Annotated in this window: 18 protein-coding genes and 2 pseudogenes; 17 read left to right on the forward strand and 3 right to left on the reverse strand. The window is 68.2% G+C overall.

All coding sequences use genetic code 11. From position 1 onward, the window contains the following. Positions 1 to 15 precede the first annotated feature (15 nt). The 15 genes and pseudogenes from AAHS21_RS25095 (at position 16) to AAHS21_RS25165 (ending at position 16,529) form a co-directional block, all read left to right on the forward strand. A pseudogene (locus AAHS21_RS25095) lies at positions 16 to 1,586 on the forward strand (UDP-N-acetylmuramoyl-L-alanyl-D-glutamate--2,6-diaminopimelate ligase). Continuing rightward, positions 1,583 to 3,133: a UDP-N-acetylmuramoyl-tripeptide--D-alanyl-D-alanine ligase gene (gene murF, locus AAHS21_RS25100; RefSeq protein ID WP_342930232.1), complete on the forward strand. Its 1,551-nt coding sequence runs from the start codon at positions 1,583 to 1,585 to the stop codon at positions 3,131 to 3,133. Before AAHS21_RS25095 ends, murF begins: the two are co-directional and overlap by 4 nt. Continuing rightward, positions 3,130 to 4,209, forward strand: a complete 1,080-nt coding sequence (mraY, locus tag AAHS21_RS25105; RefSeq protein ID WP_342930233.1) for a phospho-N-acetylmuramoyl-pentapeptide-transferase — start codon at positions 3,130 to 3,132, stop codon at positions 4,207 to 4,209. The genes murF and mraY overlap by 4 nt, the downstream gene beginning before the upstream one ends. Position 4,210: 1 nt before the next feature. Further along, positions 4,211 to 5,659, forward strand: coding sequence for a UDP-N-acetylmuramoyl-L-alanine--D-glutamate ligase (gene murD / locus AAHS21_RS25110; RefSeq protein WP_342930234.1), 1,449 nt, complete (start codon positions 4,211 to 4,213; stop codon positions 5,657 to 5,659). 147 nt (positions 5,660 to 5,806) lie between these two features. Continuing rightward, positions 5,807 to 7,396, forward strand: a complete 1,590-nt coding sequence (gene ftsW / locus AAHS21_RS25115; protein ID WP_342930260.1) for a putative lipid II flippase FtsW — start codon at positions 5,807 to 5,809, stop codon at positions 7,394 to 7,396. Beyond that, positions 7,393 to 8,589: an undecaprenyldiphospho-muramoylpentapeptide beta-N-acetylglucosaminyltransferase gene (murG, locus tag AAHS21_RS25120; RefSeq protein ID WP_342930235.1), complete on the forward strand. Its 1,197-nt coding sequence runs from the start codon at positions 7,393 to 7,395 to the stop codon at positions 8,587 to 8,589. Before ftsW ends, murG begins: the two co-directional genes overlap by 4 nt. Then, on the forward strand, positions 8,586 to 10,043 hold the full coding sequence (gene murC, locus AAHS21_RS25125; RefSeq protein ID WP_342930236.1) for a UDP-N-acetylmuramate--L-alanine ligase: 1,458 nt from the start codon (positions 8,586 to 8,588) through the stop codon (positions 10,041 to 10,043). The genes murG and murC overlap by 4 nt, the downstream gene beginning before the upstream one ends. Next, on the forward strand, positions 10,040 to 10,999 hold the full coding sequence (locus AAHS21_RS25130) for a cell division protein FtsQ/DivIB (RefSeq protein ID WP_342930237.1): 960 nt from the start codon (positions 10,040 to 10,042) through the stop codon (positions 10,997 to 10,999). Before murC ends, AAHS21_RS25130 begins: the two co-directional genes overlap by 4 nt. Positions 11,000 to 11,210: 211 nt before the next feature. Beyond that, entirely contained in the window at positions 11,211 to 12,371 is a 1,161-nt protein-coding gene (gene ftsZ / locus AAHS21_RS25135) for a cell division protein FtsZ (protein ID WP_342930261.1), read from the forward strand. A 40-nt stretch (positions 12,372 to 12,411) separates the two neighbouring features. Further along, positions 12,412 to 13,119: a peptidoglycan editing factor PgeF gene (gene pgeF / locus AAHS21_RS25140; RefSeq protein ID WP_342930238.1), complete on the forward strand. Its 708-nt coding sequence runs from the start codon at positions 12,412 to 12,414 to the stop codon at positions 13,117 to 13,119. Positions 13,120 to 13,136: 17 nt separating this feature from the next. Then, on the forward strand, positions 13,137 to 13,922 hold the full coding sequence (locus AAHS21_RS25145) for a YggS family pyridoxal phosphate-dependent enzyme (protein ID WP_342930262.1): 786 nt from the start codon (positions 13,137 to 13,139) through the stop codon (positions 13,920 to 13,922). A gap of 68 nt (positions 13,923 to 13,990) precedes the next feature. After that, positions 13,991 to 14,632 (forward strand): cell division protein SepF, encoded by a 642-nt coding sequence (locus tag AAHS21_RS25150; RefSeq protein WP_342930239.1) that lies wholly within the window; start codon positions 13,991 to 13,993, stop codon positions 14,630 to 14,632. A gap of 156 nt (positions 14,633 to 14,788) precedes the next feature. Beyond that, positions 14,789 to 15,079, forward strand: coding sequence for a YggT family protein (locus AAHS21_RS25155; RefSeq protein WP_044506515.1), 291 nt, complete (start codon positions 14,789 to 14,791; stop codon positions 15,077 to 15,079). A gap of 248 nt (positions 15,080 to 15,327) precedes the next feature. Continuing rightward, positions 15,328 to 16,134, forward strand: a complete 807-nt coding sequence (locus AAHS21_RS25160) for a DivIVA domain-containing protein (protein ID WP_342930240.1) — start codon at positions 15,328 to 15,330, stop codon at positions 16,132 to 16,134. Between the two features lie 83 nt (positions 16,135 to 16,217). Further along, the gene (locus tag AAHS21_RS25165; RefSeq protein ID WP_342930241.1) at positions 16,218 to 16,529 is read left to right on the forward strand and encodes a hypothetical protein; all 312 of its coding nucleotides are present in this window, start codon (positions 16,218 to 16,220) and stop codon (positions 16,527 to 16,529) included. 2 nt (positions 16,530 to 16,531) lie between these two features. On the opposite strand, the pseudogene AAHS21_RS25170 reads toward AAHS21_RS25165, so the two are convergent. Then, positions 16,532 to 17,209: pseudogene (locus tag AAHS21_RS25170) on the reverse strand (phosphoribosyltransferase); the annotation flags it as partial. Between the two features lie 83 nt (positions 17,210 to 17,292). Here AAHS21_RS25170 and AAHS21_RS25175 point away from each other — a divergent pair. Next, the gene (locus tag AAHS21_RS25175; protein WP_342930242.1) at positions 17,293 to 18,666 is read left to right on the forward strand and encodes an FAD-dependent oxidoreductase; all 1,374 of its coding nucleotides are present in this window, start codon (positions 17,293 to 17,295) and stop codon (positions 18,664 to 18,666) included. Between the two features lie 40 nt (positions 18,667 to 18,706). On the opposite strand, the gene AAHS21_RS25180 is transcribed toward AAHS21_RS25175, so the two are convergent. Together AAHS21_RS25180 and AAHS21_RS25185 are read right to left on the reverse strand one after the other, a co-directional pair. Then, positions 18,707 to 19,663, reverse strand: coding sequence for a class I SAM-dependent methyltransferase (locus tag AAHS21_RS25180; RefSeq protein ID WP_342930243.1), 957 nt, complete (start codon positions 19,661 to 19,663; stop codon positions 18,707 to 18,709). Positions 19,664 to 19,689: 26 nt separating this feature from the next. Beyond that, positions 19,690 to 20,256: a YbhB/YbcL family Raf kinase inhibitor-like protein gene (locus AAHS21_RS25185; protein ID WP_342930244.1), complete on the reverse strand. Its 567-nt coding sequence runs from the start codon at positions 20,254 to 20,256 to the stop codon at positions 19,690 to 19,692. Between the two features lie 58 nt (positions 20,257 to 20,314). On the opposite strand from AAHS21_RS25185, the gene AAHS21_RS25190 reads away from it, so the two are divergent. Then, the gene (locus AAHS21_RS25190) at positions 20,315 to 20,770 is read left to right on the forward strand and encodes a MarR family transcriptional regulator (protein ID WP_342930245.1); all 456 of its coding nucleotides are present in this window, start codon (positions 20,315 to 20,317) and stop codon (positions 20,768 to 20,770) included. Positions 20,771 to 21,257: the final 487 nt, after the last annotated feature.

The following is a 21,257-nucleotide window of genomic DNA, read 5'->3' on the forward strand; positions in this document are numbered from 1 at the left end:
GCCCGCCTCGGTAGGGTGTCATGGCTGATCATCGCGATCGCGCGGCGTCCCAGGGAGGTGTGACGGAAGTGTCGGTACCCACCGAGTTGCGCCCCCGCATCACCGCGGCGGTGCGACTGCCCGCGCTGGCGGCGCAGGTGGGCGCGGTGCCGGCCGACGGCGGCGCCATCCCGGACCTGCCGATCACCGGCGTGACGCTGCGTGCCCAGGACGTGCGGCCCGGCGACCTGTTCGCCGGTCTGCCCGGCTCGGCCACCCACGGCGCCCGCTATGCCGGCGACGCTATCGGCCGCGGCGCCGTCGCGGTGCTCACCGACGCTGCCGGAGTCGACCAGATGGGCCCAGCCGCGGTGCCGACGCTGGTGCATCCAGCGCCGCGCAGCGTGCTCGGCGGGCTGGCCGCCACCGTGTACGGAAATCCGTCCGAGGCCGTCACGGTCGTCGGCATCACCGGCACGTCGGGAAAGACCACCACCACCTATCTGGTCGAGTCCGGTCTGCGCGCCGGCGGCCGCACCGCCGGGCTGATCGGCACCATCGGCATCCGCATCGACGGCGCCGACATCCCCAGCGCCCTGACCACTCCGGAGGCCCCCGCGCTGCAGGCGATGCTGGCCGCGATGGCCGAGCGCGGGGTGGACACCGTCGTCATGGAAGTCTCCAGTCACGCGCTGACATTGGGCCGGGTCGACGGAACCCGGTTCGCGGTAGGGGGTTTCACCAACCTATCCCGTGACCATCTCGACTTTCACCCAACCATGGCCGACTACTTTGACGCCAAAGCCCTGCTGTTCGATGCGAATTCGCCGCTGCGGGCGGCAAAGGCCGTGGTGTGCATCGACGACGAGGCCGGGCGCGCGATGGCCGAGCGGGCCATCGATCCGATCACCGTCAGTGCCACCGGCGCGCCGGCGCACTGGCGCGCGACGGACGTGACGCCGCTGGCCGTGGGACAAGAGTTCACCGCCGTGGACCCCGCCGGCGCTCAGCACCGGATCGGTATCCGCCTCACGGGTGCCTACAATATCGCGAATTGTCTTGTGGCACTGGCCATTCTCGACGCGGTCGGAGTCTCGCCGGAGCAGGCGGCGGACGGGCTGCGCAACACCCGTGTTCCGGGGCGGCTCGAAGAGATCGACCGCGGCCAGGATTTCCTGGCCCTCGTCGACTACGCCCACAAGCCGGGCGCGCTGCGAGCGGTGTTGACCACCCTGCTGCGGCCGGGCCGTCGGCTGGCGGTGGTGTTCGGCGCCGGCGGCGATCGCGACCCCGGCAAGCGGGGGCCGATGGGCGCCGTCGCCGCCGAACTGGCCGACCTGGTCGTCGTCACCGACGACAACCCGCGCGGCGAGGACCCCGCGTCCATCCGCCGTGAAATCCTTAACGGAGCAGCCGGGTTCGGCGCCGAGGTGGTCGAGATCGGCGACCGTCGCGAGGCGATCAGGCACGCGGTCGGCTGGGCCGGCCCCGGCGACGTGGTGCTCATCGCCGGCAAAGGCCACGAAACCGGGCAGCGCGCCGGAGATGTCGTCCGCCCGTTCGACGACCGCGTCGAACTCGCCCAAGCGCTGGAAGACCGCCGATGATCGAGTTGACCGTCGCGCAGATCGCCGAAATCGTCGGCGGCACGCTGTCCGACATCACGCCGCAAGACGCCGCCGAACTGCGCGTCACCGGGACCGTCGAATTCGACTCCCGCGCCGTCGGCCAAGGCGGACTCTTCCTGGCGCTGCCCGGCGCCCGATCGGACGGACACGACCATGCGGCGTCGGCGGTCGCGGCCGGTGCGGTCGCGGTGCTGGCCGCGCGGCCGGTCGGGGTGCCCGCCATCGTCGTTGCCCCACAAGGTGCTTCGGGTTCGCGGGCCGGGGTGCTCGAGCACGACCCGGACGGTTCGGGCGCTTCGGTGCTCGACGCGCTGGCCAAGCTGGCCAAGGCGGTGGCCGAAGAGCTGGTGGCGGGCGGGTTGACGATCATCGGGATTACCGGCTCGTCAGGCAAGACGTCGACCAAGGACCTGGTGGCCGCGGTGCTTCAGCCGCTGGGTGAAGTGGTGGCGCCACCGGGCTCGTTCAACAACGAGCTGGGCCATCCCTGGACGGTGCTGCGGGCGACCCGGCGCACCGACTACCTGGTGCTGGAGATGTCGGCACGCCATCCCGGCAATATCGCCGCGCTGGCGCAGATCGCCCCGCCCGCCATCGGCGTGGTGCTCAACGTCGGCACCGCGCACCTCGGCGAATTCGGCTCGCGCGAGGCGATTGCGCGCACCAAATCCGAACTGCCACAAGCTGTTCCGCCCACCGGAGTGGTCATCCTCAACGTCGACGACCCATCGGTGGCGGCGATGGCGCACGTCAGCGCGGGATGGGTGGTTCGGGTCAGCCGATCCAGCGAGACCGATTCGGGGCCCAGCGACGTCTGGGCGGAGGGCGTGTCGCTAGACGAATTGGCCAGGCCGCGCTTTACCCTGCACGCGATGGACGCACGCGGCGCGCTGGAGGTCGAGGTGCAACTGGGCGTGTACGGCGAACACCAGGTCACCAACGCGCTGTGCGCCGTCGCGGTCGCCCTGCAGTGCGGCGCCAGTGTCGAGCAGATCGCCGCATCGCTGGCCGCGGCGGGCCCGGTGTCGCGCCACCGCATGCAGGTGACCAATCGCGCCGACGGGGTGACGGTGATCGACGACGCCTACAACGCCAACCCGGACTCGATGCGCGCGGGACTGCAGGCGCTGGCTCAGATCGCCCGCGCTAGCGGGGCTGACCCCGCCACCAAGCGCAGGAGCTGGGCGGTGCTCGGCGAGATGGCCGAGCTGGGGGAGGACGCGATAACCGAGCACGATGCCATCGGCCGGCTGGCGGTGCGCTTAGATGTGTCTCGACTTGTTGTCGTGGGAATGGGGAGGTCGGTAACCGCCATGCACCACGCTGCGGTCATGGAGGGCTCCTGGGGCGCTTCCGGTGATAGAGGGGTCGTGCAGGTGGCCGACGGCGAGGCCGCCCTCGACGTGTTGCGGGCCGAACTGCGGCCCGGCGACGTGGTCCTGGTGAAGGCGTCGAACGCCGCCGGGCTCGGCGCGCTGGCCGAGGCGCTGGTCGCCGACGCACCCGCCGACGAGGTCCGTCCGTGAGGCAGATCCTCGTCGCCGTCGCGATCGCCCTGACCGTGTCGATTCTGCTGACCCCCGCGCTGATCCGGCTGTTCACCAAGCAGGGCTTCGGCCACCAGATCCGCGAGGACGGCCCGCCGAGCCACCACACCAAACGCGGCACCCCGTCGATGGGTGGTGTGGCGATCGTGGCGGGTATCTGGGCCGGCTACCTGGGCACGCACCTCGCCGGGCTGGCGTTCGACGGCGAGGGCCCGTCGGCCTCGGGTCTGCTGGTGCTGGGTCTGGCCACCATGCTGGGCGGCGTCGGCTTCCTCGACGACCTGATCAAGATCCGCCGCTCGCGCAACCTGGGCTTGAACAAGACGGCCAAGACCGTCGGCCAGATCGTGGCCGCGGTGCTGTTCGGTGTGCTGGTCCTGCAGTTCCACAATGCCAACAACCTGACACCGGCCAGCGCGAACATTTCCTACGTGCGTGAAATCGCTACTGTCACACTGGCTCCCGGCCTGTTCGTGCTTTTCTGCGTCGTCGTCGTCAGCGCCTGGTCCAACGCGGTCAACTTCACCGACGGCCTGGACGGACTGGCCGCGGGCTGCATGGCGATGGTCACCGGCGCTTACGTATTGATCACCTTCTGGCAGTACCGCAACGCGTGCGCCACCGCCCCGGGCTTGGGCTGCTACAACGTGCGCGACCCGTTGGACCTGGCCCTGGTCGCGGCCGCGACCGCCGGCGCCTGCATCGGATTTCTGTGGTGGAATGCCGCGCCCGCCAAGATCTTCATGGGCGACACCGGTTCGCTGGCGCTGGGCGGCATCATCGCCGGTCTGTCGGTCACCAGCCGCACCGAGCTGCTCGCGGTGGTGCTGGGTTCGCTGTTCGTCGCCGAGGTCGTCTCGGTGGTGCTGCAGATCCTCACCTTCCGGACCACCGGGCGCCGGGTGTTCCGGATGGCGCCCTTCCATCACCATTTCGAGTTGAGCGGCTGGGCCGAAACAACGGTCATCATCCGCTTCTGGCTGCTCACCGCGATCGCGTGCGGGCTGGGAGTGGCGCTGTTCTACGGTGAGTGGCTCGCCACGATCGGCGCATGACATGTCCGGGCTCGAACCCTTGGCGGCGGGTGCGCCCGTCCTGATCGCCGGTGCCCGGGTGACCGGGCGGGCGATCCTGGGGGCGCTGACCCGGTTCGGCGCCGTGGCCACCCTGTGCGACGACGATCCGGCCATGCTGGCGCCCTACGCCGAAAACGGGGTTCTTACAGTCGATCCCGCGACCGCGGTGCAGCGGATCGCGGACTATGCGCTGGTGGTCACCAGCCCCGGATTCCAGCCGTCGGCGCCGGTGCTGGCCGCCGCCGCGTCGGCGGGCATCCCGATCTGGGGTGACGTGGAACTGGCCTGGCGGCTGGACGCCGCGGGCTGTTACGGCACACCGCGCCGCTGGCTGGTCGTGACCGGCACCAACGGCAAGACCACGACAACTTCGATGCTGCACGCCATGTTGGTCGCCGGCGGGCGACGCAGCCTGCTGTGCGGCAACATCGGCGACCCGGTGCTCGACGTCCTGGACCAGCCGGCCGATCTGCTGGCCGTCGAACTGTCCAGCTTCCAGCTGTTCTGGGCACCGTCGCTGCGGCCCGAGGCGGGCGTGGTGCTCAACATCGCCGAGGACCACCTCGATTGGCACGCGTCGATGGCCGAGTACACCGCCGCCAAGGCCCGCGTCCTGGACGGCCGGGTCGCGGTGGTCGGGCTGGACGACAGCCGGGCCGCCGCCCTGCTGAGCACCGCGGCGGCCCCGGTGCGGGTGGGTTTCCGCCTCGGCGAGCCGGCCGCCGGCGAGCTCGGGGTGCGCGACGGTCAGCTGGTCGACCGCGCGTTTGCCGACGGCCTGACCTTGCTGCCGGTCTCGGCCATCCCGGTGCCGGGCCCGGTCGGCGTGCTCGACACCCTGGCCGCGGCGGCGCTGGCGCGCTGCGTTGACGTGCCCGCCGCCGCGATCGCCGACGCCATCTCGACGTTTCAGCCGGGACGGCACCGCAGCGAAGTCGTCGCGGTGGCCGACGGGATCACCTACGTCGACGATTCGAAGGCGACCAACCCGCACGCCGCCGAGGCGTCGGTCATGGCTTACCCGCGGGTGGTGTGGGTGGCCGGCGGTTTGCTCAAGGGCGCCACACTGGACGCGGAGGTCGCCCGAATGGCATCTCGCCTGGTCGGGGCGGTACTCATCGGCCGAGACCGCCAAGAGGTTGCCGAGGCGTTATCGCGACACGCGCCCGATGTCCCCGTCGTCCAGGTTGTGACAGGCGAGGATGCTGGTATGCATGCGACTGCTGATACTAATGTGACAAAAGTTGACAGTGTGGGGGATAGTCTCGGCGCTCGCGTAATGACCGCTGCTGTGGCGGCGGCTCGTGATTTGGCCAAGTCGGGAGACACGGTGCTGCTGGCGCCGGCGGGGGCATCATTCGACCAGTTCAGCAGCTACGCCAACCGTGGTGACGCATTCGCCGCCGCTGTACGCGCGGCGCTGCGGTAGGCGGGTGTGGGTAACGCGCTGACCCGGCGCCTACGCCGGAACAAGAAGAACATCGAGTCGCCGGCCGAGCCGGTCGAGGCGGCCGGTTCCGTCCCGGAGAGCACCCGGGCCGACACCGTAACGGATGCCGAGGAGTCGACGGACGCGATGGAAGCCGTCGAGCCGTCCGATGCCTGCGAAACCAGCCCGGACGAAGCGCCTGACAAGGCCCCGGCGGCGGCGAAAGTGCAGGTCAAGGATCCACAGCACAGCCCGCGCGCCCGGTTCGGTGCGTGGCTGAACCGGCCGATGACCTCGTTCCACCTGATCGTCGCGATCGCCGGTTTGCTGACCACCCTGGGCCTGACCATGGTGCTGTCGGCCTCGGGTGTGCGGTCCTACGGCGACGACGGCTCGGCGTGGGTGATCTTCGGCAAGCAGGTGTTGTGGACGGTCATCGGGGTCATCGGGGCCTATATCTCGATGCGGATGCCGGTGCGCTTCCTGCGCCGGGTGGCCTTCCCGGGCTACGTCGTCACCATCATCCTGCTGGTCCTGGTGCTCGTTCCCGGCATCGGCAACCTCGCCAACGGCTCGCGGAAGTGGTTCGTCGTCGCGGGCTTCTCGATGCAGCCCTCTGAGCTGGCCAAGATCGCATTCGCCATCTGGGGGGCGCATCTGCTGGCGTCGCGGCGCATGGAGCGGGCCTCGCTGCGCGAGATGCTGATCCCGCTGGTGCCGGCGGCGGTCATCGCGCTCGGGCTGATCGTCGCCCAGCCCGACCTCGGGCAGACCGTGTCGATGGGCATCATTCTGCTGGCCCTGCTCTGGTACGCCGGCCTGCCGCTGCGAGTCTTCGGGACGTCGCTGATCGCGGTCTTCATGGCCGGCGCGGTGCTGGCCATGTCGGCCGGTTACCGGTCGGACCGGGTGCGCTCCTGGATCAACCCGGAGAACGACCCGCAGGACACCGGTTACCAGGCGCGTCAGGCGAAGTTCGCGCTGGCTCACGGCGGCATCTTCGGCGACGGCCTCGGCCAGGGCACCGCGAAATGGAACTACCTGCCTAATGCCCACAATGACTTCATCTTCGCGATCATCGGCGAGGAGTTGGGCTTCATCGGCGCCTTCGGGCTGCTGGCGCTGTTCGGGTTGTTCGCCTACACCGGGATGCGGATCGCCCGCCGGTCGGCCGACCCGTTCCTGCGGCTGCTGACCGCCACCACCACGATGTGGATCCTCGGTCAGGCCTTCATCAACATCGGCTACGTGATCGGCGTGCTGCCGGTGACCGGACTGCAGTTGCCATTGATATCAGCGGGCGGAACATCGACGGCCGCAACGCTTTTCATGATCGGCATCATGTGTAACGCGGCGCGTCATGAGCCCGAGGCGGTGGCCGCCCTGCGCGCCGGGCGCGACGACAAGATGAACCGGCTGCTGCGGCTGCCGCTGCCGGAGCCGTACTCGCCGACGCGCCTCGAGTCGTTCCGCGACCGCAAGAAGTCGCAGCCGCGAGCGCCGCGGCCGACGGCCCCGGCGCGTGGGCGCAACGCCCCCGCCCGGAAAGCCGAGCCACCCGCGCGTAAGGGACGCCGCGAGCCCGAGCCGCCGCTGCGCCCGGTTTTTCCGCGGACAGCTGTTCGCACCGAACCCCGGTCAAGGCATCATGGATCTGATCAGCGCTACCCCAGACAGGGAGCCGGTCAGCGCCAAACACGGCGCGCTCGCGCACTGGAAGGTCAGCGTTACGGGTGAATCACACGTTCAAGGAGCCGACCGGCGGGCAGGGGGTTAGTCCCTCGCCCGCCGGTGCCTTGTCGGTCGTACTGGCCGGCGGCGGCACTGCCGGCCATGTGGAGCCCGCGATGGCCGTCGCCGATGCCCTGAGCGCGCTGGATCCGCAGGTCCGCATCACCGCGCTGGGCACCTCGCGCGGACTCGAGACCCGGCTGGTGCCCGAACGCGGCTACCACCTCGAGCTGATCACCCCGGTGCCGCTGCCCCGTAAACCCAGCGGTGACCTGGCCCGGCTGCCACCGCGGGTGTGGCGCGCCGTGCGCGAGACCCGCTCGGTGCTCGACGTCGTCGACGCGGACGTGGTGGTGGGTTTCGGCGGCTACGTGGCCCTGCCGGCGTACCTCGCCGCCCGCGGTTTCCCCAAGGTCTGGCGTCGTATCCCGGTGGTCATTCACGAGGCCAACGCCCGCGCCGGGCTGGCGAACCGCGTCGGGGCCCGCTCGGCGGACCGGGTGTTGTCCGCGGTGCCGGATTCCGGGCTGCGACATGCCGAGGTGGTCGGGGTGCCGGTCCGCGCGACGATCACCTCGCTGGATCGCGCGGCGCTGCGGGCCCAGGCGCGGCGGCATTTCGGGTTCGCCGACGACGCGCGGGTGCTGCTGGTGTTCGGCGGTTCGCAGGGCGCGGTCTCGCTCAACCGCGCGGTCTCGGGGGCCGCCGCCGAGCTGGCCGCCGCGGGCGTATCCGTGCTGCACGCGCACGGGCCGAAGAACACCCTCGAGCTGCGCGAACCCCAGGACGGCGATCCGCCTTACCGCGCGGTGCCGTATCTCGACCGGATGGACCTGGCGTATGCCGCCGCTGACCTGGCCATCTGCCGTTCCGGGGCGATGACGGTCGCCGAGGTGTCGGCCGTGGGTCTGCCGGCCATCTACGTACCGCTGCCGATCGGCAACGGTGAGCAGCGGCTCAATGCGCTGCCGGTGGTCAACGCCGGCGGCGGCATGGTCATCGCGGACGCCGTTCTGACGCCGGACCTGGTGGCACGGGAGGTGAGCGGGCTGCTCACCGACCCGCCGCGGCTGGCGGCGATGACCGCGGCCGCAGCCCGGGTGGGGCATCCGGACGCGGCGCGTCAGGTCGCCGCGGCGGCCCTGGACATCGCGCGACAAGCACGTGTTAGGGGGCAGGCAGCCAGGGGAGCGCGATGAGCGCCGACCAGTTGCCCCCCGAGCTTCACCGGGTGCACATGGTGGGCATCGGGGGAGCCGGTATGTCGGGCATCGCCCGCATCCTGCTGGACCGCGGTGCCCAGGTATCGGGTTCCGACGCCAAGGAATCCCGCGGTGTGCACGCGCTGCGGGCCCGGGGCGCCCAGATCCGCATCGGGCACGACCCGTCGTCACTGGACCTGCTGCCCGGCGGCCCGACCGCGGTCATCACCACCCATGCCGCCATCCCGAAGACCAACCCCGAGCTGGTCGAGGCCCGGCGCCGCGGCATTCCGGTGGTGTTGCGGCCGACCGTGCTGGCCAAGCTGATGGACGGACGGACCACGCTGATGGTCACCGGCACCCACGGCAAGACCACGACGACGTCGATGCTGATCGTGGCGCTGCAGCACTGCGGGCGCGACCCGTCGTTCGCGGTCGGCGGGGATCTCGGCGAGGCCGGCACCAACGCCCACCACGGCAGCGGCGACTGCTTCGTCGCCGAGGCCGACGAAAGCGATGGCTCGCTGCTCGAATACACACCCAACGTCGCGGTGATCACCAACATCGAGACCGATCACCTGGATTTCTACGGCAGCGAGGACGCCTACGTCGCGGTCTTCGACGCGTTCGTCGAGCGGCTGGCCCCGGGCGGAGCGCTGGTGGTCTGCACCGACGACCCGGGCGCCGCCGCGCTGGCGCGGCGCAGCAGCGAACTGGGAATCCGGGTGCTGCGCTACGGATCCGCGCCCGACCAGCAGTTGGCCGGCACGCTGCTGTCCTGGGAGCAGCAGGGCACCGGAGCGGTCGCACATATCCGGTTGGGTGACGAACCCGTGCGCGCCATGCGCCTGTCGGTGCCCGGACGGCATATGGCGCTCAACGCGCTGGGTGCGTTGCTGGCCGCGATCGAGGTCGGCGCCCCGACCGACGAGGTGCTCGACGGGCTGGCCGGGTTCGAGGGCGTGCGTCGGCGTTTCGAATTGGTCGGAACGGTCGGCTCGGTGCGGGTGTTCGACGACTACGCCCACCATCCGACCGAGATCAGTGCCACGCTGGCGGCGGTCCGCACGGTCGTCGAGCAGGGCGGCGAGGGTCGCTCGCTGGTGGTGTTTCAGCCCCACTTATATTCGCGGACAAAGGCTTTCGCTGCCGAGTTCGGCCACGCCCTGGACGCCGCCGACGAGGTGTTCGTGCTCGACGTGTACGGCGCGCGCGAACAGCCGTTGGCCGGTGTCAGTGGGGCCAGCGTCGCCGAGCACGTCAGCGTGCCCGCGCGCTATCTGCCGGATTTGTCCGCGGTCGCCGAGCAGGTCGCCGCGGCCGCCGGCCCCGGAGACGTGATCGTGACGATGGGGGCCGGCGACGTGACGCTGCTGGGTCCCGAAATCGTGAATGCGCTGCGGGTGCGCGCCAATCGCAGCGCGCCCGGCCAGCCCGGGGTATTGCGATGACCGAGCCCAACGACCTGGCCGCCGACGCGGGTGAACTCCCCCCGCCGGCCGACGAGAACGCGGTCACCGAACCGATCCCCGTCGAAGAGTCCCGCCCGGTTGCCGGCCGCGCCGAGGACGAGCACGTCGAATTCGAGGGACCGCGCCGCCGGGCCCGCCGCGAGCGAGCCGAGCGCCGCGCCGCGCAGGAGCGGGCCATCGCGATCGAGGAAGCGCGCCGCGAAGCCAAGCGCCGGGCCAGCGGCCGCATCGGCGGCGGACCCGACGCCCCCAAAAAGCCTGCGCGCGGCGTCGTCCGGGGCCTCAAGATGCTGCTCGCGACCGTGATGTTGGTCGTCGTCGGGGTCGGGCTGGCGCTGGTCCTCTACTTCACCCCGGTGATGTCGGCGCGCAACATCGTGGTCACCGGCACCGGCGCGGTAACCCGCGAAGAGGTCCTCGACGCCGCGCAGGTGCGGGTCGGCACGCCGCTGCTGCAGATCAACACCAACCAGGTCGCCGACCGGGTGGCCGCGATCCGCCGGGTGGCCAGCGCGCGGGTGCAGCGCCAGTATCCGTCGGCGCTGCGGATCACGATCGTCGAGCGAATTCCCGTCGTGGTGAAGGACTTTCCCGACGGGCCACACCTGTTCGACCGCGACGGCGTCGACTTCGCGACCGGGCCGCCGCCGCCGGCGCTGCCGTATATCGACGTCGCCAACCCCGGGCCGGCCGACCCGACCACCAAGGCCGCGCTCCAGGTGTTGCTGGCTCTGCGCCCCGAGGTCGCGGGCCAGGTGGGCCGGATCGCGGCGCCGTCGCTGGCCTCGATCACGCTCACCCTCGGCGATGGGCGAGTGGTGATTTGGGGGACGACCGACCGCACGGACGAGAAGGCCGAAAAGCTCGCCGCCCTGCTCACGCAGCCGGGTAAGACCTACGACGTGTCCAGTCCCGATCTGCCCACGGTCAAGTAACGACCCGCGCTCGGGGCCTGAAATTGACCAAAATTTGCGCGCGGCGCGTCGGCGCGCCTGCGGGGCTAGTGCGCGTAGTACCCATACCGTTCTGGTTGCGCGGAACTACTTGACATAACTCTAACTCTATGGTTGAGGTTGAGAGTTTGCCACGGGGAACCGCGACTTTACCGGTAAGAACCGAATCCCCACCAGGGAGGAAGACGAGATGATGACCCCCCCGCATAACTACCTGGCCGTCATCAAGGTTGTGGGTATCGGTGGCGGCGGCGTCAACGCCGTCAACCGGATGATCGAACAGGGCCTCAAGGGCGTCGAGTTCATCGCGATCAACACCGATGCGCAGGCACTCTTGATGAGCGACGCCGACGTCAAGCTCGACGTGGGCCGCGACTCCACCCGCGGATTGGGCGCCGGCGCCGATCCCGAGGTCGGGCGCAAGGCCGCCGAGGACGCCAAGGACGAGATCGAAGAGCTGCTGCGCGGTGCGGACATGGTCTTCGTGACCGCCGGTGAGGGCGGCGGAACGGGTACCGGCGGCGCGCCCGTCGTCGCCAGCATCGCGCGCAAGCTGGGCGCGCTGACCGTCGGCGTGGTCACCCGGCCGTTCTCGTTCGAGGGCAAACGGCGCAGCAACCAGGCCGAAAACGGCATCAACTCGCTGCGCGAGAGCTGCGACACGCTGATCGTGATCCCCAACGACCGACTGCTGCAGATGGGCGATGCCGCGGTATCGCTGATGGACGCGTTCCGCAGCGCCGACGAGGTACTGCTCAACGGCGTCCAGGGCATCACCGACCTGATCACCACGCCCGGTCTGATCAACGTCGACTTCGCCGACGTCAAGGGCATCATGTCCGGCGCCGGAACGGCGTTGATGGGCATCGGCTCGGCCCGCGGTGAAGGCCGGTCGCTCAAGGCCGCCGAGATCGCGATCAACTCCCCGCTGCTGGAAGCCTCGATGGAGGGCGCCCAGGGCGTGCTGATGTCGATCGCCGGGGGTAGCGACCTGGGCCTGTTCGAGATCAACGAAGCGGCGTCGCTGGTGCAGGACGCCGCCCACCAGGACGCCAACATCATCTTCGGAACCGTGATCGACGACTCGCTGGGCGACGAAGTGCGCGTCACCGTCATCGCCGCGGGCTTCGATGCGCAGGGACCCGGGCGCAAACCCGTGGTCGGCGGCAGCGCCGACAAGGGGGAGAAGGCCGGCGGTGCCCACCGGATCGAGTCGGCGAAGGCGGGCAAGCTCACCTCGACGCTGTTCGAGCCGGTCGACGCCGTCAGCGTCCCGGTGCACACCAACGGTGCGACGCTGAGTATCGGTGGCGATGACGACGACGTCGATGTGCCGCCCTTCATGCGCCGCTGAGGCGAAGCAGCGCAGACGCGACGCTCCGGATACTGGTCACGTGAGCGTTCGCATCCGGCGAGTGACGACGACCCGCGCGGGCGGCGTCTCGAAACCGCCCTTCGACACCTTCAACCTCGGCGACCATGTCGGTGACGACCCCGCGGCGGTGGCCGCCAACCGCGCCCGGCTGGCCCGCGCCATCGGCCTGGGCGCCGATCGGGTGGTGTGGATGAACCAGGTCCACGGCGATCGGGTCGAGGTCGTCGACGAGCCGCGGGAAACCGCCTTCGACGACACCGACGCACTGGTGACGCGCACACCCCGGCTGGCGTTGGCCGTGGTGACGGCCGACTGCGTGCCGGTGCTGCTGGCCGATGCGCGCGCGGGGGTGGTCGCGGCGATCCACGCCGGACGGGTCGGCGCGGCGCGGGGAGTGGTGGCGCGCACGGTGGAGGCGATGCGCACGCTGGGCGCGCAGGCCGGCGACATCTCGGCGCTGCTCGGCCCGGCGGTCAGCGGGCGCAACTACGAAGTGCCCGCGGCGATGGCCGACGAGGTCGAGGCGGCCCTGCCGGGCAGCCGCGCCACCACCGCGAACGGCAAGCCAGGGCTAGACCTTCGGGCCGGAATCGCTTGCCAGCTAAAGGATTTGGGCGTCACATCGATCGACATCGATCCGCGCTGCACGGTTGCCGACGCCGCCCTGTTCAGTCATCGCCGGGACGCCCCGACCGGGCGGCTGGCGTCGCTGGTCTGGATGGAGTGACCGCGATGGCGGTTGGAATGGCGGACTCGGCGTCGAGTCAGGGGAGTCGCGAAACTGAATTGACTCACGCGTTGGCCGCAGTGCGTTCGCGACTAGCGGCGGCCGCGGAAGCGGCGGGACGCAATGTCGGCGAAATTGAACTTCTTCCAATTACGAAATTCTTTCCGGCAACTGATGTCGCGATTTTGTCTCGATTGGGTTGTCGATCGGTAGGCGAATCGCGGGAACAAGAAGCGGCCGCAAAGGTGGCGGAACTCACTCGCTTGGCTTGTGCTTCCGCGACTTCCGGGCAGCCGGATTCGCGAGAGTTGCACTGGCACATGGTTGGACGGATTCAGCGCAACAAGGCGCGCGCGCTGTCCCGCTGGGCGCACACCGCTCATTCGGTCGACAGCCCGCAACTGGTAACGGCACTGGAACGGGCGGTGACGGCAACGTTGGCCGAAGGTGGCCGGGAGCACCCGCTGCGCGTCTACGTTCAGGTCAGTCTGGACGGCGACGTCTCGCGCGGCGGCATCGACATCACGACGCCGGGGCCCCTCGACGAGCTTTGTGCCCAGGTCGAGGAGTCACGAGGCCTGGAACTGCTCGGGCTGATGGGCATTCCGCCGCTGGACGCCGATCCCGAACCGGCCTTTGAGCGGCTGCAATCCGAACATCGCCGGGTGCTGGAAGCGCACCCGAATGCCGCCGGTCTGTCTGCCGGCATGTCCAACGATTTCGAAATTGCCGTAAAACACGGTTCGACGTGTGTGCGTGTCGGTACCGCGCTATTGGGCCCACGGCGGCTACCGTCACCGTGAGTAGTCACTGTAGTCACACCTTCATCACAGACAACAGAAATCCCAGGGGCTAGAAGGGGTCGTACGCAATGAGCACACTGCATAAGGTCAAGGCCTATTTCGGTATGGCCCCGATGGACGACTACGAGGACGAGTACTACGACGACCGCGCACCGTCGCGCGGATTCCCTCGTGCTCGCTTCGACGAGGATTACGGCCGCGGCTATGACCGCCCCGAATACGACGACCCCCGCGGCGAGCCCGGCGACTACGCGCCGGCCGGCTACCGCGGTGGGTACGCCGACGAGCCACCGCCGTTCCGGGGCCGTGAGTTCGACCGCCCGGAGATGGGGCGCCCGCGGCTGGGGTCCTTCCTCCGCGGTGGCGGCACCCGTGGCGCCCTGGCCATGGATCCGCGCCGGATGGCGATGATGTTCGAGGACGGCCACCCGCTGTCGAAGATCACGACGCTGCGGCCCAAGGACTACAGCGAGGCCCGCACCATCGGCGAGCGGTTCCGCGACGGTACCCCGGTGATCATGGACCTGGTGTCGATGGACAACGCGGACGCCAAGCGGCTCGTCGACTTCGCGGCTGGGCTGGCGTTCGCCCTGCGTGGCTCGTTCGACAAGGTGGCGACGAAGGTGTTCCTGCTGTCGCCCGCCGACGTCGACGTCTCGCCGGAGGAGCGCCGCCGGATCGCCGAAACCGGCTTCTACGCTTACCAATAGCCCCATCGTCCCCGCGCGAGCGCGGGGTCAGATGGTTGGCGCCCGGCCGCCGATGCGGTGCATCTGAGATGTCCGCTCAGGGGTGAGTCGGTACTCTTGCGATGTCCGCGCTATCGCGCGGCGGTTGACGTCTCATCGGTTAAGGTCGGGCTCTCGTTGGTGCTGTTCTTTCAGATCCTTGGGTTTGCGCTGTTCATTTTCTGGCTGCTGCTCATCGCGCGGGTCGTCGTCGAGTTCATCCGCTCGTTCAGCCGTGACTGGCACCCCACCGGCCTCACCGTGGTGATTCTGGAGATCATCATGTCGATCACGGACCCGCCGGTGAAGTTGCTGCGCCGACTGATCCCTCAGCTCACCATCGGAGCGGTCCGCTTCGACCTGTCCATCATGGTCCTGCTGCTGGTCGCGTTCATCGGCATGCAGCTCGCTTTCGGCGCTGCGGCGTGAGCCGCGTTATGTGTCGGCGGCCCTAAGCGACGGTTTGGCCACGGATCGGCCTCGGTTTGATGCGCGCGATTTGCAAATTCTAAGGATTGGGATTTTATGACTCTTAGTGTTTGAAATTGGGTCTTATTTATTGGGCTAATCGGCAACCGCCGGGTCTGGTGTGACAGGATGGGCGGCAGTTGCACAACCGCTGCCACTCCGTTCTACACTTTCGAGAACGTTTGACGGGAACTTGAGGGGACGAAACAATGCCGCTTACACCAGCCGACGTCCACAATGTGGCGTTCAGTAAGCCGCCTATTGGCAAGCGCGGTTACAACGAGGACGAGGTCGACGCGTTCCTCGACCTGGTGGAAAACGAGCTGACGCGGCTCATCGAAGAGAATTCCGATCTGCGCCAGCGGGTCGAGGAGCTGGACCGTGAATTGGCCGCCGGCGGCGGCGCCGCCGCTGCCGCCCCTGCTGCTCAACCCGCCCCTGTCGCCCCTGTTTTCGAGCCCGAGCCCGAGCCGGAACCGGTCAAGGCGGCGCCCGCGCCGGCGGCCGCAACCGGGACCAACGAGGAGCAGGCCCTCAAGGCGGCCCGCGTGCTGAGCCTGGCCCAGGACACCGCGGACCGGCTGACCAGCACCGCACAGGCCGAGTCGGACAAGCTGCTGTCCGACGCTCGCGCCAACGCCGACCAGATTCTGACCGAGGCCCGGCAGACCGCCGAAACCACGGTCACCGAAGCTCGTCAGCGCGCCGACGCGATGCTGGCCGACGCGCAAACCCGCTCCGAGACGCAGTTGCGTCAGGCGCAGGAGAAGGCCGACGCTCTGCAGGCCGACGCCGAACGCAAGCACTCCGAGATCATGGGCACCATCAACCAGCAGCGCACCGTGCTGGAAGGCCGTCTCGAGCAGCTCCGCACCTTTGAACGCGAATACCGCACCCGCCTCAAGACCTATCTCGAGTCCCAGCTTGAGGAACTCGGCCAGCGCGGATCGGCGGCTCCCGTCGACTCGAGCGCCGATGCCGGTGGGTTCGACCAATTCAATCGGGGTAATAACTAGCCGGGATTAGTGCCGGACGCCCTGTTCGGCACACTTATGTGCACTGGACCTGGCAGTCCCGCCCGTCGGCTGGAGGATGACCGATGCTGATCATTGCGCTGGTATTGGCCCTGATCGGGCTTGTCGCGCTGGTGTTCGCAGTCGTGACGAGCAACGAGCTGGTCGCCTGGGTGTGCATCGGGGCCAGCGTCCTGGGTGTCGTGCTGCTGATCGTCGACGCACTGCGGGAACGGCAGCGCCCTGACTCGAGTGACGAAGCGCGCGATGAGCAGCCGGCCGAAGAGGCCGAAGCAGAGGCAGTCGACTACCCGGAAGAAGTTTCGGACGAAACCGCTGAGCAGCCGGCCGACGAGACGGTCCCGGCCGACACCCGCGGCGAGGATCCGGCCAAGTAGCCTCAGCGCGTCGGCGTACTCAGCAGCTGGCGCACCTCATCATCGCTGACCTGGTGAAAGTCGCCGTAAACCTGTCCTACGGCTTCGAATCCCGGCGGCATCGTTGTGCATACGACGTCGTCGGCCACCCGCGCGAGGTCGTGGCAAACAGACTGCGGCCCGACCGGGACCGCGACGACGATGGACTGCGGCCCGGCGGCCCGAATAGCCCGGACGGCGGCCATCATGCTGGCGCCGGTGGCGATGCCGTCGTCGACCAGGATCACGATCTTGCCCCGCGGGTCGGCGACGGGCCGGCCACCCCGATACGCGTGCTCGCGCCGCGCCAGCTCGGCCGTCTCGCTGTCGATGACCTCGCGCACCTGCTCGTCGGTGATGTGCAGGCTGGAGACCACGTTGTCGTTCATCACCAGGCCGCCACCGCTGGCCAGCGCGCCCATCGCGAGTTCCGACCAGCGCGGCACCCCCAGCTTGCGAACCAGGAACACATCCAGCTCGGCGTGCAGCGCCGCGGCGATCTCCCAGGCGACCGGCAGGCCGCCGCGCGCCAAGCCGAGCACCAACACGTCGTCCTTGTCGCGGTAAGACGTTAGCTGCTCGGCCAGCGCGCGACCGGCTTCGTGGCGGTCCTTAAAGGATCGCGTCGGCGTGCGGCGCAGAAAGCCGTTTCGTGGGTTCATCAGGTGCACACCACCTTACCCGCGCTTTCCGGCCCAATCGAATAGCTTGTGCATCAAAGGGATTGGGCCCATACACTGCTGTCGTGACGTCACTCGAGGTGGATCTGGCGGTTGTCGGCTTCGGCAAGGGCGGCAAGACGCTCGCTGCCGCGCTGGGTAAGCGTGGCTGGCGGGTGGTGATGATCGAGCAGTCGCCGTTGATGTACGGCGGCACCTGTATCAACATTGGTTGCGTCCCTACGAAATCGATGGTGTTCCGCTCCGAGCATCTCGACGCGTCCAGCACCCATCCCGATCGCTACCGGGACGCCGTCGCCGCCACCAGACAGCTGACCGCGTCCTTGCGTGACATCAACTTCGCGACGCTGGATCGCATCGACACGGTGAAGGTGCTGACCGGGCATGCGCAATTCACCGACCCTCATACGCTGAATGTCAAAACCATTGACGAACAAGCAATTACAGTGGCCGCGAAATGGATCGTGGTCGGCACCGGTTCGCGGCCGGTGCTGCCGCCGGTTCCCGGGCTCGCCGACGCGCCCGGTGTGTACACGAGTACCGATCTGCTCGGCACGGCCGAACTGCCCAAGCGGCTGACCGTGCTGGGCGGCGGGTATGTCGGTCTGGAGTTTGCGGCGATGTATGCCGCGTACGGCTCGCAGGTCTCGATCCTCGACCGCGGCCCGCGGGTGCTGAGCCGCGAGGACGCCGATGTCGCCGACTGCGCCCGCGACATCCTCGTCGCCCGCGGCATCGACGTCGTCACGTCGGCATCGGTCACCTCAGTGTCCGGCAACGATACCGGCTGCTCCACGGTGTCCTACCAGGTCGACGGCGCCAGCCGCGAGGTCGACAGCGACGCGATCCTGGTGGCGCTGGGCCGGGAACCTGTCACCGACGGACTCGGCCTGGACGCCGCGGGGGTCGACACCACGTCCAGGGGCGCCATCGTCGTCGACCACCACCTGCGTAGCAGTCAGCCGCACATTTTCGCCGTCGGCGACGTCAACGGCGGACCGCAATTCACCTACATCTCGCTCGACGACTACCGCGTCGTGCTGTCACAGCTGGACGGCGACGGCAAACGCAGCACCGCGACGCGGGCGGCCGTGCCCTACGCGCTGTTCATGACGCCGCCGCTGGCTCGGGTCGGCCTGACCGAGCAGGAGGCCCGGCAGACGCACGACGTCAAAGTCGCCAGTATGCGTGTCGCGGACATGGCGACGATGCCGCGTGCCCGGATAGTCGGTGAGGATGCCGGCATGATGAAGGTCGTCGTCGACTCCGGCAGCGACACGATTCTCGGTGCGGCGCTGTTGTCCTACGACTCGCACGAGGTGATCAATACGGTGGCGCTGGCCATCCGGCACGGCATCACCGCCTCGGAGCTGCGGGATTCGATCTACACCCACCCATCGATGACCGAGGGCTTCAACAGCTTGCTGGCGGCACTATAGCTGGTCTGCTTGCTGATGTCACTACAGCTCGTTGCTGCGTTTAGCCGGTTTCGGTGAGTGTGCCGTGAACGAAGAGTGTGTCGCCGAAGCGGATGTCGTCGTTCTCGATCGGTGGAAATCCATGGGTCGCGAGCAGGTCTGCAATGCTGCTGCCACTCAGTGTCCAGCCACGTTTGATGAGGTAGGGAGCTGCTTCGTTGCGCTCACCCAGGTATGCCAGGTCTGACATCTGTGGATCGAAACCGTGTGTGCCCCAACGCCGGGACAGCTCGCGCAAGTGCTCCCTGGCTTTCTCGTCGCGGCCTGGACCAGGGTTTGGGGTGCTCTCTGTAGCCAGCCGGCTTCCCGATGCGCTGAGTTCGGTGATGGTGTCGAGCAGGCGGTCTTGGGCCTCTGGCGGCAGATAGCCGAGTAGACCTTCGGCGCTCCATGCTGTTTGCTGCGCAGGATCGAATCCTGCGGTACGCAGCGCGGCGGGCCAGTCGTCGCGGAGATCGACTGAGACTGCCCGCCGTTCGGCGGTGGGCGCGGCACCCAGATCGGTCAAGGTGCGGTTTTTGAAGTCGATGACGTCCGGCTGGTCGACTTCATAGATCACGGTCCCGGTCGGCCAGGGCAGTCGGTACGCGCGAGAATCGAGGCCCGAAGCCAGGATCACGACTTGCTTGATGCCCGCCGTGGTGGCGTCGATGAAAAAATCGTCGTAGAACTTGGTGCGCACGGCTGCTGCGTCGATCAATACCTGGTCGAGATTGTCGGCGAGGGTGGAAGAACCCGACCCGGCGTTGTTCAAGTCGCTCGCGGTGATATCACCGCTGGCCAGGCGGGTGAGTAGGTCGATACCCACCGCGTGCACGAGTGGTTGGGCGAACGGGTCGTTGATGATCGGTTGTTCAGCTCGGGTTGCTATCGCTCGTGCCGCCGCGACCATGGTGGCAGTCGCGCCGACGCTGGATGCCAGATCCCAGGCATCGCCGTCTTGTCTACTGGATGTCATGTTGGCTCCTTGGGTTTGTTTGTGTTCTAACGGCTTTCATATATTCCGTCGAGTCGGGCGCGGCCGATAACGTGACCCGAGATGGCGGCAAGAACCTCGTCGAGAGCGCACTTGGCCGGTAGCCCGCTGGGGTGGGCTAGGGCGAAGAGTTGGAACGCGTAGGTGTGGGGACCGTGGGAGCGGATTGGCAAGGGCCCGGCCCAGCCACACCGGCCGAGCGGACCTTTTCCGTGCCTGATTCCCGGAATCGGGCTGGGGTCGGTGAGGGCGTTTTCCGCAAGCCCGCTCAGCGAAGGGCTGATACCCAGGGTGAGTGCGTGGGTGGCCGGGCGACGGCCAGGAGCGTCGGCGTCTTGCACCAGCAGGACGAGCTCAACGGTGCCCGCCCGCGGCGGCGTCCAGCTGAGCGCGGGCGAGACGTTGGCACCAAATAGCTTGCCGCGGTGTTTTTCTGGTATCGCCGCACCGTGTTCAAAAGCAGGGCTGGTCAAGGTGAAGTTCTCTGGCGCGTACAGATCCTGTCGCGCCCAGGCCAGGGTGTGCTCGCCGGCGCGGCGGTGACGCAATGCGATGCCGAGCGGATTGGCTAACACAGAACGTAACCCATTTCTTTAGGTATAAGAAGTGTCTTCTTAGGTATAGTAATGATCTGTGGCGGAGAAGGCAATCGAACGACGGTCCACTGAAGCCGTAGACGCTGACCTGGGTGCTCAAATACGGTTCGCGGTCGGCCGCCTTTACCGTCGCTTCCGTAGCGAGCGCCCCGAAGGCGAGCTCGGAGACGCGGCGCTCGCTGTACTGACCAGCATCCACAAACACGGCCCGCAGACCCTCACCGAACTCAGCGAACGCGACAGGGTATCGCCTGCATCCATGAGTCAGACCGTGAATCGTCTGACGTCAGCCGGGTATGCCGTGCGCAGTCCTGACCCGGGCGATCGCCGCAAAGTACTGTTCAGCGCCACCGCTGAAGGCCACGAAGTCGCCGGTGCTGCCCGCGCGCAGCGCAACGCCTGGCTCGACGAACAACTCCGGGCCCTCAGCGCCGAAGACCGTAATGTAATCGCCCGCGCCGCAACATTGTTCATCAATATCGCCGACTCCTGAGCGACGATGCCGTTAGCGCGGGCTCAAGGGGCGCCGGAGGCGGTCAATACCGTGTGCGACCGGGCGATCACGCAGACGTGCGTAGAGGGCCGGCCATTCGTCGAGTCGCAGGACAGGACACATACCCGGCAGCGGGAACTTACTATGCCACCTTGCAGCGCCAGCTCAGCGAGTTGAATACGAAAATCGCTGCTTTGGTTGACGCCGTGGAGTCGAGCCTGGCCGTTAAGGACTTGATTACGACTCGCATCTTCAGCGAGTCAAGGCGACGGCCGGCCTACTTCGTGTTGCCTCAGTCTTGTGTGTTCGCGGCTTCGCCGCTCAACACACTCCATCGGCTCGGAAATGAACGCGAGCGCTCATTTCGCTCGCCTCAGTCGTGTGTCCGAGGGGGTCTGTGATTCATTGACATCGAGGACGGATGTCTCCCGACATAGAGGACAGCCCAGTGATCGCGAGGTGTCCTCATGTCCAAGGCCCGTTTGGT

This window comes from Mycobacterium sp. 050272, from assembly GCF_039023525.1.
In the GTDB taxonomy this organism is placed as follows: Bacteria; Actinomycetota; Actinomycetes; order Mycobacteriales; family Mycobacteriaceae; genus Mycobacterium.